The organism is Streptomyces lanatus, assembly GCF_014655715.1.
GTDB classification, from domain to species: Bacteria; Actinomycetota; Actinomycetes; order Streptomycetales; family Streptomycetaceae; genus Streptomyces; species Streptomyces lanatus.
This window is the reverse complement of record NZ_BNBM01000002.1, coordinates 453,278-466,118: the sequence shown is the minus strand read 5'-3', so window position 1 is coordinate 466,118 and position 12,841 is coordinate 453,278. Positions and strand designations below refer to the sequence as shown.

Annotated in this window: 10 protein-coding genes; all 10 read left to right on the top strand. The window is 68.6% G+C overall.

Annotated features, from left to right (window positions below):
• Window positions 1-132: 132 nt before the first annotated feature.
• The 10 genes from IE325_RS47215 to IE325_RS07255 all read left to right on the top strand — a co-directional run bounded on the left by IE325_RS47215 (window position 133) and on the right by IE325_RS07255 (window position 12,730).
• Entirely contained in the window at window positions 133-1,320 is a 1,188-nt protein-coding gene (locus IE325_RS47215; protein WP_190068889.1) for a DUF4265 domain-containing protein, read from the top strand.
• Between the two features lie 119 nt (window positions 1,321-1,439).
• Window positions 1,440-1,835 carry a hypothetical protein gene (locus tag IE325_RS07295; RefSeq protein ID WP_190068888.1) on the top strand — a complete coding sequence of 132 codons (396 nt, stop codon included), beginning with the start codon at window positions 1,440-1,442 and terminating at the stop codon, window positions 1,833-1,835.
• Window positions 1,836-2,038: 203 nt separating this feature from the next.
• Window positions 2,039-2,359, top strand: a complete 321-nt coding sequence (gene rplU, locus IE325_RS07290) for a 50S ribosomal protein L21 (RefSeq protein ID WP_020269559.1) — start codon at window positions 2,039-2,041, stop codon at window positions 2,357-2,359.
• 14 nt (window positions 2,360-2,373) lie between these two features.
• Complete coding sequence (gene rpmA / locus IE325_RS07285; protein WP_030051735.1) at window positions 2,374-2,628, top strand: 50S ribosomal protein L27; 255 nt, start codon at window positions 2,374-2,376, stop codon at window positions 2,626-2,628.
• A gap of 125 nt (window positions 2,629-2,753) precedes the next feature.
• Complete coding sequence (gene obgE, locus IE325_RS07280) at window positions 2,754-4,199, top strand: GTPase ObgE (protein ID WP_190068887.1); 1,446 nt, start codon at window positions 2,754-2,756, stop codon at window positions 4,197-4,199.
• Window positions 4,200-4,357: 158 nt separating this feature from the next.
• Window positions 4,358-5,851: an FG-GAP-like repeat-containing protein gene (locus IE325_RS07275; protein ID WP_190068886.1), complete on the top strand. Its 1,494-nt coding sequence runs from the start codon at window positions 4,358-4,360 to the stop codon at window positions 5,849-5,851.
• A gap of 172 nt (window positions 5,852-6,023) precedes the next feature.
• Complete coding sequence (locus IE325_RS07270) at window positions 6,024-7,583, top strand: alkaline phosphatase D family protein (RefSeq protein ID WP_190068885.1); 1,560 nt, start codon at window positions 6,024-6,026, stop codon at window positions 7,581-7,583.
• 94 nt (window positions 7,584-7,677) lie between these two features.
• Complete coding sequence (locus IE325_RS07265) at window positions 7,678-8,850, top strand: hypothetical protein (RefSeq protein ID WP_190068884.1); 1,173 nt, start codon at window positions 7,678-7,680, stop codon at window positions 8,848-8,850.
• A gap of 181 nt (window positions 8,851-9,031) precedes the next feature.
• A complete protein-coding gene (locus IE325_RS07260) occupies window positions 9,032-10,531 on the top strand; it encodes a bifunctional cytidylyltransferase/SDR family oxidoreductase (protein WP_190068883.1) in 1,500 nt (499 codons plus the stop codon).
• Window positions 10,532-10,681: 150 nt separating this feature from the next.
• Complete coding sequence (locus IE325_RS07255) at window positions 10,682-12,730, top strand: CDP-glycerol glycerophosphotransferase family protein (RefSeq protein ID WP_190069221.1); 2,049 nt, start codon at window positions 10,682-10,684, stop codon at window positions 12,728-12,730.
• The last annotated feature ends 111 nt before the right edge of the window (window positions 12,731-12,841 follow it).

Genomic DNA, 12,841 nt, shown 5'->3' with positions numbered 1-12,841 from the left:
ATGGGCGGTGGGCGAAACCTTCCTCCAGTGGCAGGTCGCAGCACCGGTGAATGACGTTCGGGCAGAGCTTTCGATGAGGTTCTGCCCGAAATTCTTCACGACATCAGTGCCGCTGGCTGTACGTACCGGGCGATGTCTCCCGCACCAGCTTTTTTCTTACGCAGACCAAGAAGGAGCTGGCTGCTGTGGATCAATACGCCAGACCTGACGGTCAAGACCAAGTCGGGCAAGGCGGAGTCCCTGGTCTCCACGACCACGCACCCCTTCTGGTCGGACTCCGAGAACGCCTGGATCGAGGCCGGATTCCTCAAGCCGGGGATGCGCCTGCACACCGCCGACGGCGAATCGGTCGAGATCACGGCCGTCCACGCCTTCGACCGGCGCCAGCGCACCCACGACCTGACGGTCGAGGACGTTCACACGTACTACGTGCTTACGGAGGAGATTCCCCTCCTCGTGCACAATTGCGGGAACCACCCGGACGACCGTGCGGGCGATGACTTCACCGACGCCGGTCGGCAGCAGGTCTACGACGAGAACCTCAAGGAGAACGACGGGGTCCTCACGTGTGACTACTGTGGTCGCACGGTGGAGCGGCGCGCTTCGCGTGACGCCGACGGTACCCCCCATCAAGGGACAGCCGGACGACGCCCAGATCGACCACGAGATTCCCAAGGCGCAGGGAGGCTGCGGGTCACCGCACAACGGCTGCGTGGCCTGTCGGCGCTGCAACAGGGACAAGTCCGCGAAGAGAGTCGAACAATGGGACGACGAGTTGCGGGAATTTCTGCCCGAGGAGTAGACGTGGCCCAATCGAGCGAGCGGCCGGTCTCGGCCAGTGGTGCGAAGCTGTTCAAGGTCGCCTTCGACCTCGACGCTGAGCACGCGAACTGGCCGCCGGTCTCCGTGGAACGCCTCTGGGGCGAGAAGACGGACGTCAGGTTTGAGATCAAGGTGGTGAATACACCGTTCTTCGTGCGGGGCATCTCGTACGGAGACCTGATCCGAGTCCAGCCGGACCACGAACGACGTGAGCTCGTGTTCGAGAGCTTCACGTCGGAGTCCGGGCATTCGACGATCCGAGTCGTCTTCCTGCGCAGCGGCGTCCGAGAGCCCGTGGAGCTTCGGCTGAGCGAGGCGGGCTGCAGTTGGGAGACCACCCGCGGCTTCGAGAACCTCCTGGCTGTCGACATTCCACCGACGGCTGCGTACGGAGAGTTGCGCCAGTGGCTGCGCGAGCGCGTCGACTCCGGAGACCTTGAGATCCAGGAGAGTGCGATCTCGGCGATTCACCGGAGGCAAATGAACGACGCCTCCTAGGTTCTCCCAGGACAACCGCAAAAACCGCGGGGCCCGGCTTGACCCCTCAAGTTGGGCCCCGTACGCATGATTCCAGCGGGGAGCGGCGACTCCGATGTTCAAGAACGGAGAGGTTGAAAGTGGCTGGTGATTACGCCACCTTTCCGGGCCGCCCCGCCGGGTCCCCGGAATGGCGCGACGCCCTGACGGCCGACATCCGGGGAACCGACGTCGGCCGGGCCACCAGGGCCCTGCTCGTCTTCACCTACGACGAGCCGGAGCGTGAGGTGACCGAGGCGCTGCTGTCCGAGTGCCTCGATCCGGCCGGCCCCGCGGTCGACCCGCAGGTCGGCGCGCTCGCGGTGACCTGTGTGGGGCACGTGGCGAGGATCCACGGCGAGGTCGGTCCGGATCTGGTCGCCCGGGTCCGGGGCCTGCTTCAGGACCCCGTCCTCGGCGGTCGCGCGGAGGACGCGCTGGACGATGTCGCATCCTTCGCCCCGCACGCGCTGGGGCCGCGGCGCGGGACCGGCTGACCGAGATCGCTGGCGAACGGGGCCCGGTTTGACCCCTCAAGCCGGGCCCCGTAACCTTGACCGTCGGCGTGTCCATAGGTATAGGTGCGCCTCATCCCCGTAAACCTCTTCCTCCGGAGCACTGGGTGCCCTGGAGAGGCTGTCCGCGTGCCGGGCGGCTGGACTTCGGGGGTGCCGTTTCCGAGCGAGAGAGTGAGATCCGCGTGTACGCCATCGTGCGCAGCGGTGGTCGCCAGCACAAGGTTGCTGTCGGCGACATCGTTGAGGTTGACAAGATTTCCACCGCCCAGGTTGGCGACACGGTCGAGCTCTCGACCCTGCTCGTTGTCGACGGCGACGCTGTGACCAGCGACCCGTGGGTGCTGGCCGGCATCAAGGTCCAGGCCGAGGTCGTGGACCACCACAAGGGCCAGAAGATCGACATTCTGCGCTACAAGAACAAGACCGGCTACCGCCGTCGTCAGGGCCACCGCCAGCAGTACACGGCGATCAAGGTCACTGAGATCCCCACGGCTGCGAAGTAAGGGACTGAGGAGACATGGCACACAAGAAGGGCGCATCGTCCACCCGGAACGGTCGCGACTCGAATGCCCAGCGGCTCGGCGTGAAGCGCTTCGGCGGTCAGGTCGTCAACGCGGGTGAGATCCTGGTCCGCCAGCGCGGTACCCACTTCCACCCCGGTGCGGGCGTCGGCCGTGGCGGCGACGACACGCTGTTCGCGCTGCAGGCCGGTGCGGTGGAGTTCGGCACCAGCCGTGGCCGCAAGGTCGTGAACATCGTTCCGGTCGCCTGAGTCCTCTGGCTCAAGGCTCGACCGAACTTTTCGCGAGGCGGACCTCACTTCCCCTGTGGGAAGGCGGGTCCGCCTTTCGCGTGTTACGCAAGAGACATTCCATAAGCTTTCTGGAGGCACTGACCATGACCACCTTCGTGGACCGCGTCGAACTGCATGTCGCCGCGGGTAACGGAGGCCACGGCTGTGCCTCCGTCCACCGTGAGAAGTTCAAGCCGCTCGGCGGGCCCGACGGCGGCAACGGCGGACGTGGCGGCGACGTGATCCTCACCGTCGACCAGTCCGTCACCACGCTGCTGGACTACCACCACTCCCCGCACCGCAAGGCCACGGGCGGCAAGCCCGGCGAGGGCGGCAACCGGTCAGGCAAGGACGGCCAGGACCTGGTCCTCCCCGTGCCCGACGGCACCGTGGTGCTGGACAAGGCCGGCAATGTGCTCGCCGACCTCGTCGGGCACGGCACGTCGTACGTCGCCGCACAGGGCGGCCGGGGCGGCCTCGGCAACGCGGCGCTCGCGTCGGCGCGGCGCAAGGCGCCCGGTTTCGCGCTGCTCGGTGAGCCCGGGGATCTCCAGGACATCGTCCTTGAGCTGAAGACGGTCGCCGATGTGGCGCTGGTCGGGTACCCGAGCGCGGGCAAGTCCTCGCTGATCTCGGTGCTGAGCGCCGCCAAGCCGAAGATCGCGGACTACCCCTTCACGACGCTGGTGCCCAACCTCGGTGTGGTGACCGCCGGTTCGACCGTGTACACCATCGCCGACGTCCCGGGGCTCATCCCGGGCGCCAGCCAGGGCAAGGGCCTGGGCCTGGAGTTCCTGCGGCACGTCGAGCGGTGCAGTGTCCTCGTGCACGTCCTGGACACCGCGACGCTGGAGTCCGACCGCGACCCCGTCTCCGACCTGGACATCATCGAGACGGAGCTGCGGGAGTACGGCGGCCTGGACAACCGGCCCCGCATCGTCGTCCTGAACAAGATCGACGTACCGGACGGCAAGGATCTCGCCGAGATGGTGCGGCCGGATCTGGAGGCCCGTGGATACCGGGTCTTCGAGGTGTCCGCCGTGGCGCACATGGGGCTGAAGGAGCTGTCGTTCGCGCTGGCCGAGCTGGTGGGCAAGGCGCGGGCCGCGAAGCCGAAGGAAGAGGCGACGCGGATCGTGATCCGGCCGAAGGCCGTCGACGACACCGGCTTCACCGTGACCCACGAGGAGGTCGGTGGGGAGCCGCTGTTCCGGGTGCGCGGCGAGAAGCCCGAGCGCTGGGTGCGGCAGACCGACTTCAACAACGACGAGGCGGTGGGCTATCTCGCCGACCGGCTCAACCGCCTCGGTGTGGAAGAGGAGTTGATGAAGGCGGGGGCCCGCTCCGGGGACGGCGTCGCCATCGGGCCCGAGGAGAACGCCGTCGTCTTCGACTGGGAGCCGACCATGATGTCCGGTGCGGAGATGCTCGGCCGGCGTGGCGAGGACCACCGCTTCGAGGCGCCCCGGCCGGCGGCGCAGCGGCGGCGGGACAAGGAAGCCGAGCGGGACGAGTCCCTTCGGGAGTACGACGACTTCGAGCCGTTCTGAGGGGCGGAGCCCGGGCCGATTTTGGTTAACGCCCGGTGAATTGGGGCCGCCTTCAAGGGCAACCCCCACCCCACCCGGTGAGTCGTACAGGGCAACGCGGATCAAGATCTCCGATCTCTCCGCGTGCGCCAACTGCCCCCAAGACTCCCGGAGTCGACGTGGATCACCAGGCCCCCCACACCCCCCACACCCCCCACTCCCGACGCACCCGTCTCGCCCTCGCCACCGGCATCGCGCTCCTGGCCGGCGCCCTCGCCGTCCCCGCGACCGCCGCCCCGAGAGCCGAGCAGCTGCACGACGACTTCAACGGCGACGGCTACTCCGACCTCGCCGTCGCCGCCCCCGAGGCGACCGTCGACGGCAAGAAGCAGGCCGGGTATGTCGCCGTCGTGTACGGGTCGGCCAATGGTCTCGACACCTCCTCCAAGCAGGTCCTCAGCCAGAACACCCCCGGCGTCACCGACTCCGCCGAGACCGGCGATTTCTTCGGCAGCGCCGTCGACAGCGCCGACCTCGACCGGGACGGCTACGACGACCTGATCGTCGGTGTCACCGGCGAGGACTCGGTGGAGGGTGGTGCCGAGACCGGGCTCGTCCAGGTCGTCTGGGGCGGGCCGGACGGGCTGTCCGGCGGGGCTCCGCTGGCGTACGGGCATGAGACGTACGACCGGCTCAGCGCCCGTGGGCAGTTGACCGTCGGCGATGTGAACGGGGACGGCGCGGCTGACCTCGTCATGGTCGAGAGCCTCGTCAAACTGCGGGTCGTCAAGGGGCCGTTCGGGCGGGACGGGGCCGCGAGCGGTGGCGAGCAGATCGTCCTGGACGAGTCCGACCCCCGGTTCCTGGACCTCACCACCGGCGACGTCAACGGTGACGGCATCGATGACGTCGTCGGAACCATGAACGACGGCGACGAGTACGACGCCCGCCGCGTCACCTACTGGCGCGGCACGGCGGACGGACTCGCCGAGGGGACCGTCGTACGCGATGGGCGGGATCTGAGAGTTCAGGGCGGTGAATCCGTCGGGGTCGGTGATGTGAACCGGGACGGGTACGCGGACATCGTCGTGGGGCGGTCCGTGGACGGGTACGACAGTGACCTTGACACTCCGATCCCGACGGGTGGGCGGGTCGCCCTCATACCCGGCTCCGCCAACGGGCCCCTCGGCACCAAGGTCACCTACGTCAATCAGGACAGCGCCGGAGTCCCGGGCGCCGCCGAGCGCGGGGACGGCTTCGGCTCGGACATCGCGGTCGCCGACGTCGACGGCGACGGGTACGCCGATGTCTCGACCGGCGTCCCCGGCGAGGATTTCGACGGGCTGAGCAACGCCGGCGGGACCGTCGTACTGCGGGGTGGGGCGAGCGGGCTCAATGGGGCCAGTGGGGTCAATCAGGCCACTGTCGGGGTCCCCGGTGCGGCCGAGACCGACGATGCCTTCGGCCGCGCCACCCACCTCCTCGACGCCAACGGCGACGGCCGCGCCGAACTCGCCGTAGGCGCACCCGGCGAGAACGCCAACGCCGGCTCGGTGTGGGTGTTCAAGTCCACCTCGGCCGGGATCACCCCGACCGGATCGTTCACCTTCGGCGCCGGGACCCTCGGCACGGTCGCCGCGAACGCGAAGCTGGGCTCCGGATTCAACCACTGATTCATCGACAGACCCGTTGCGGTAAGGGCACGTTCTCGTCCTTCTGCAACGGGTCTTCTGTTGTCTCCCTGTTTGTCATGCACGCGAAGTATGCCGTTCAACGGGCGGTCCGCCCTGAAGCATGAGCATCCCAAGTGTCCGCAAGAGGCCAGCGAGGCAAGGGAGTTCGCCGATGACCCACGAGACCGGGTCCGTGTCCCCCGACCGACGTCGCTTTCTGACCGCCGGAGCCGCTGTGCTCGGCGCCGCGGCCTCCGCCCAGCTGTGGCTGCCGACCGCCGCACGTGCCGCCGAAACCCCGCTGCCGGACGGTGTGTTCAGCCTCGGCGTCGCCTCCGGAGACCCGCTGCCCGACGGCATCGTGCTGTGGACCCGGCTCGCGCCGGATCCGCTGAACGGCGGCGGCATGCCCGACCGTGTCGTGTCCGTCGAGTGGGAGATCGCCGAGGACGAACGGTTCCGCAAACCGGTGCGCCGCGGTGTCGCCCAGGCCCGCCCCGAGCTGGGGCACAGCGTGCACGTCGACGTACGGCGGCTGCGTCCGGGGCGTGAGTACTGGTACCGCTTCCGCACCAGCGGCCAGATCTCGCCCATCGGGCGCACCCGTACCGCGCCGCATCCGCACAGCTCCGGCGGGCGGCTGCGTATGGCGCTGGCCTCCTGCCAGAACTGGCAGCACGGCTACTTCACGCCGTACGCCGACATGCTGGACCAGGACCCCGACTTCGTCCTGTTCGTCGGCGACTACATCTACGAGTCGACGCCGGCGTCGACGGGCGTGCGCCGGCACGAGGGCACGGGTGAGCCGTTCAGCCTGACGCAGTACCGCAACCGGTACGCCCAGTACCGCACCGACCCGGACCTCGCGGCGATGCACGCCAACGCGCCCTTCGTGGTGACCTTCGACGACCACGAGATCGACAACGACTTCGCCGGCGAGATCCCGCAGGACCCGGACAAGCAGTCGCACGACGCCTTCGTGGCCCGGCTGACCGCCGGCTACCAGGCGTACTACGAGCACATGCCGGTCCGGGCGAGCGCCATCCCGAACGGCCCGCACATCCAGATGTACCGCCGCCTGGAGTTCGGCCGCCTTGCCCGGCTCAGCGTCCTCGACACCCGGCAATACCGCAGCGACCAGGCCAAGAGCCAGGAAGGCGCCCAGGACCCCTCGCTCACCATGCTCGGCGCCGAGCAGCGGGACTGGCTGATCGACGGGCTGCGGCACTCTCCGGCCCGTTGGAACATGATCGGCTCGCAGATCATGATGGCCGAGACCGACCTTCAGGTCGGCCCGGGCAAGCTCTGGTTCTACGACGCCTGGGACGGCTACCAGGCCGAGCGCAACGCCCTGATGGAGGAGCTGAAGCACGTCCGCAACCCGGTCGTGTTCACCGGCGACCGCCACCTCACGATGATCAGCGATCTGAAGGAGGACTACGCCGATCCGGACTCCGCCGTCGTGGGCGCCGAGTTCGTCGGTACGTCCATCTCCAGCAACGGTGACCAGGACCAGGCCGCGTTCCACAAGGAGTGGGACCCCCGCGTGCCGGACAACCCGCACTGGAAGCTGCTCGACGCCCATCGCGGCTACCACCTCTTCGACGTCCGGCGCGACGGGATCGACGCGCAGGTGCGGGTCGTGGACACGGTCCGGCAGCAGACGTCGACGCCGAGCACGCTGGCGTCGCTGCGGGTGGAGGCGGGGCGGCCGGGCGTCGAGGTCGTCTAGACGGTCGTAACAACTGGTGGGGGGCCTGGGACTCATCCGTGTCCCAGGCCACTCTCAGCGCGGTCTCAGGAACCTCTCTTACCGTCCTCTGACCATGGAGACGGACTGTACGAGAGATGAACTCCCGGTCGACGGTGATGTGATCGCCCCGCTGCCGACCGGGACCCGGCTGCTGCACATCGGTCCGCACAAAACGGGCACCACCTCGATCCAGGGCGCGCTGTTCGCGGCGAAGGACGAGATGAGCCGGCATGGCGTCGAGTGGCCGGCCACCACCCGGCACCCCATGGAGGCGGTCCTCGCCGCCTGTGCCCGCACCGGCATGATCGGCGACACCGCGCCCACCGAGCGGCACTGGGAGCGCCTGCTTGAGCAGGTGCGCGCCACGGGCCGGCGCACCTCGGTGCTGAGCAGCGAGTTCTTCGCCGACGCCCCCGACGACACGGCCATCGCGCGGATCGTGGAGCAACTCGGCGGCGACCGGGTGCATGTCCTGGTCACCCTGCGCCCGCTCGTGCGGATCATGCCCTCGCAGTGGCAGCAGTACGTGCAGAACGGCCTGCGCATGGGCTACGAGGACTGGCTCACCCACATGCTCAAAAAGGCGCCGTACGAGCAGCCCAACCCCAGCTTCTGGCGGCGGCACCGGCACGATCGGCTCGTGGAGCGCTGGGTGCGGGTGGCCGGTGCCGGGCGGGTCACCGTGGTCGTGGTGGACGACCGGGACCGGGAGGGGCTGATGCGCACCTTCGAGGCGCTGCTCGGGCTTCCGGAAGGTCTGTTGCGTCCCGTTCCGGACGCGGCGAATCGCTCGCTCACCCTCGCCGAGACCGAAATGCTGCGGAATCTTAATAAGGAATTCCGAGCCAATGAACTGCCCGAGGAGCTGTATTCACAGCTCGTCCGAAACGGCGCCGTGATGCATATGAAGAACTCGTGCGTCCCCGGTCCCGGCGACGTGAAGATCCGCACCCCGCGATGGGCCGTCGAGGCCGCCGCCGGAATCGGGGAGGAGATCGCGGAGCGTATCGGGGGCACGGGCGTGCGAGTCCTCGGCGACATGCAGCTGCTGTCCGCCGAGGACGAGGCGGGGACGGGCGCCGTCGCCGAGCCGCGCATCGCCCCCGAGGTCGCCGCCCAGGCGCTCTACGGAGCCCTCGCGGCCGCCGCCGTGCCCGCCAGGACGCGCTCGGTCCACCAGACGCCGTCGGGCGAGCTGGTGCGGGTGCTCGGGCACCGCTGCCTCAAGCGACTGCGGCTCCGCTGAGCCTGTGCGGTTACTCACAGCTATGACCCGGAGTCTCCGGAGAGGCTCTCGCCATCGACCATGCGTACAAGGTGAATGACAGGTTGCGCGCACATATGCAGCCGGGGACGCTCACCTTGCACTGCGGTAACCGCAAGTGGGACCATTTCCAGGTTCCCAGTCGCCACAAGGTAGGTCACCTGTGTCCCAGCACATAGCCAAGCCCCGTACCACCGCAGTGATCCTGGCCGGTGGCACCGGTCAGCGGGTGGGTCTGTCGATCCCCAAGCAGCTGCTGAAGATCGCCGGCAAGGCCGTCATCGAGCACACGCTGACCACCTTCGAGAAGGCCGACTCGATCGACGACATCATCGTGCTGATGGCGCCCGGTTATGTGCCGGACATCGAGAAGATCGTGGCCAAGGCCGGGTTCACGAAGGTCAAGAAGATCATCGAAGGCGGCTCGACGCGAAACGAGACCACCGAGCGCGCCATCGCGGCCCTCGGTGAGGGCCTCGCCGAGGGCGAGGACCTGAACGTCCTCTTCCACGACGCCGTACGCCCGCTGCTGTCACAGCGTGTGATCGACGACTGTGTCGTGGCCCTGGAGCGCTTCCAGGCCGTCGACGTCGCCATCCCGTCCGCGGACACCATCATCGTCACGCGCACGCACGGCGAGGACGGCGAGTTCATCACCGAGATCCCGGACCGCTCCCGGCTGCGCCGCGGCCAGACGCCGCAGGCGTTCAAGCTGTCCACCATCAAGCGGGCCTACGAGGTCGCCGCCGGTGACCCCAACTTCCAGGCCACGGACGACTGCTCGGTCGTGCTCAAGTACCTGCCTGACGTGCCGATCCACGTCGTCGCGGGCGACGAGTACAACATGAAGGTCACCCAGCCGGTCGACGTCTTCATCGCCGACAAGCTCTTCCAGCTGGCGTCCACCGCCACGCCCGAGCAGGTCTCCGAGGAGACCTACCGCGAGCTGCTGACCGGCAAGACCGTCGTCGTCTTCGGCGGCAGCTACGGCATCGGCAAGGACATCGCCGAACTGGCCGAGTCCTACGGCTCCAAGGTGTACGCGCTGGGCCGCTCCACCACCGGCACCCACGTGGAGAACCCGGAGGAGGTCGACGACGCGCTGTCCAAGGCGTACGCCGAGACCGGCCGGATCGACTACGTCGTCAACACCGCCGGTGTGCTGCGCATCGGCAAGCTCGCCGAGACCGACAACGCCACCATCGAGGAGGCGCTGAAGGTCAACTACCTGGCCCCGGTGCAGATCGCGCGCTCCTCGTACAAGTACCTCTCCGAGACCAAGGGCCAGCTGCTGCTCTACACCTCCAGCAGCTACACCCGCGGTCGCGCCGAGTACAGCCTCTACTCCTCGACCAAGGCCGCCATGGTGAACCTCACCCAGGCCCTGTCCGACGAGTGGGCCGGTGACGGCATCCGGGTGAACTGCATCAACCCGGAGCGCACCGCAACCCCGATGCGCACCAAGGCCTTCGGCCAGGAGCCCGCGGGCAGCCTGCTCTCCTCCGAGGCCGTCGCCCGGACCTCCCTGGACGTGCTGCTCTCCGAGCTGACCGGCCATGTCATCGACGTCCGCCAGCAGGACCCGACCGCGGCCGCCGGTCAGGCCTCCGGCTTCGAGCAGGCGCTGGCCAGTGTCCTCGACCGGCAGGACGGCATGGCATAATCAAGATTTAATAGCCTTATGGAATTCAGGCCTCTGCGTTTCTTCGTTCACGGAGAATTCACAGGGGCCTGAGTCCTTCCCCCCTCCATCAGACCGGCCCCTCTCCTGAGCAGGTTCTACGTGATATCCACTGCTATTCGCGTCGCCCGGGTGGGCAGCGCGGCCGAGCTGGCCGCGGCGGCCCTCATGATGCTGGGCTTCCCGGCACTCATGCTGGCCGCGCTCGTCCCGAGCATCCCCGCCTTCGCCGCCGCGGCCGCCGTGACGTACCTGGCGGACCACTATCTGCACCGCAAGGGCAGCTATCTGGTCAACCGCCTGAGCAAGGTCCGGGCCGGTCTGTCGATCCGCTTCCTGATCCGGCAGCTGCTGCTGATCCTGCTGCTGGCCCGCCTCGGCCTCGCGGACGACCTGATCTACTACGGCGCGATCGCCTGCTTCATCGCCTTCTACGGCCTCCAGGCCCCGCACGGCGCGCTGGTCACCCTGATCCGCAACCGCCGCCGTATGCCGGTCGCCACCCGCAACATCGACCTGGCCTCGCGCATCCGCATCCCGGACGCCCCGCCGCGCGTGCTGCTGCACCGCTCCGCCGAGAAGATGCTGCACCTCGATCTCGCGGCTGTCGCAGGCATCCTCGTCTCGGCGTCCCTGGAGTCGGCCGTGGCCGGGTTCATCGGCATCGGCGTCACCGTGGGCCTGGGCCTGCTGTACGTGCTGGCGCTGGTGCCGTATGTGCGCGGCGCGAAGATCCCGCCGAACGCCGACAAGGTCCTGGCCGCCGTCGACGCCTGGCTGGCCGAGTACCGGCCCGAGACGGTGCTGTACTTCTCCGGCTCCAAGGACTCCGCCTACCAGGTCAACATGTGGCTGGAGACCATGGAGCAGCTCGACTCCAGGCCGCTTGTCATCCTGCGTGAGCGGGTCATCCTGAACAACCTCGCGCCCACCACGGTCCCCGTGATCTGCGTGCCCGGCGGCGTCCACCTGATGAACCTGGACCTGACCAACGTGCGCGTCGCCCTGTACGCCGCGAACGTCGGCAAGAACATCCACCTGCTGCGCGTCCCCACCATGAAGCACGTCTTCATCGGCCACGGCGACAGCGACAAGCTGGCCAGCGTCAACCCGTACAGCAAGGTCTACGACGAGGTGTGGACCGCGGGCCGCGCGGGCCGCGACCGCTACGCCATAGCCGACGTCGGCGTCCGCGACGACGACATCGTCGAGGTCGGCCGCCCGCAGCTGGCGCCGATCCAGGGCTGGAGCGGGGTGCCGGACGGCCGTATCCCGACCGTGCTGTACGCGCCCACCTGGGAGGGCTGGGACGGCAATCCGGGCAACACCTCGATCGTGCTGGCCGGCGAGAACATCATCAAGAAGCTGGTGAAGGCCGACCCGCCGGTCCGCGTCCTGTACAAGCCGCACCCCTTCACCGGCACCGTCAGCAAGGAGGCCGGCGCCGCGCACCGCCGGATCACCGCGCTGGTCGAGAAGGCCGCCGCCGAGCGCGCCACCGACGCCCGCTTCACCGCCGACGCCGCCGCGCAGGCCGCCGCCAAGGCCGAGCTGACCCGTATCGAGGCGCGCCTGGCCGAGCTGTCCGGCAAGGGCAAAGGCAACGCCAAGGGCGACGAGGCCGAGGCCACCCGCGACGGCCTGGTCGACATCGCCAGGCACGAGGAGGTCGCCCGGCTGCGCGCCGCGTGGAACACCGCGTACTGGAACTCCTTCGGCGGCCATGAGCACCGCGTCATCACCGGCGCCGAGCCGCGGCTGTACGACTGCTTCAACGTCTCCGACGCGATGGTCTCCGACATCTCCAGCGTGGTCTCCGACTTCATCGCCAGCGGCAAGCCGTACGCGGTCACCGACTCGGCCGAGCTGGGCGTGGAGGAGTTCAAGCGGCAGAACACCGCGGTGCGCGCCGCGACGATCCTGTCCAACAGCGCGGCCGAACTGGGCGGGCTGCTGGACGCCGTACGGGACCCGGCGGCGGACCCGCTGGCCGAGGACCGGGGCGACCTCAAGCGGTATCTGCTGGGCCCGGACGAGCCGACGTCCATCGTCCAGTTCAACACCGCCGTGGGGAACCTCGCGATCAAGGCCGAGACGCGCAATGTCGGCCAGGAGTCACGGGCGGCGGCGGCCGTGCCCGAGGCGTCGGTGACGGTGGCGCGGGACGATCTGACGGCCTGAGACACCCGCCAACGGCGCGGCCCCCGAGGAGCATTCCTCGGGGGCCGCGCCGTTTTTCATGAGTTCTTGTGGTTCTCATGCCTTCTTGCGGGCCCCTTACGGTTCCCGATT

What these genes read in the sequence shown, in the direction of transcription:
- rpmA (WP_030051735.1), top strand. Translation starts at nt 2,374, where the DNA reads ATGGCACACAAGAAGGGCGCATCGTCCACCCGGAACGGTCGCGACTCG.
- IE325_RS47215 (WP_190068889.1), top strand. Translation starts at nt 133, where the DNA reads ATGTCTCCCGCACCAGCTTTTTTCTTACGCAGACCAAGAAGGAGCTGG.
- obgE (WP_190068887.1), top strand. Translation starts at nt 2,754, where the DNA reads ATGACCACCTTCGTGGACCGCGTCGAACTGCATGTCGCCGCGGGTAAC.
- IE325_RS07265 (WP_190068884.1), top strand. Translation starts at nt 7,678, where the DNA reads ATGGAGACGGACTGTACGAGAGATGAACTCCCGGTCGACGGTGATGTG.
- IE325_RS07270 (WP_190068885.1), top strand. Translation starts at nt 6,024, where the DNA reads ATGACCCACGAGACCGGGTCCGTGTCCCCCGACCGACGTCGCTTTCTG.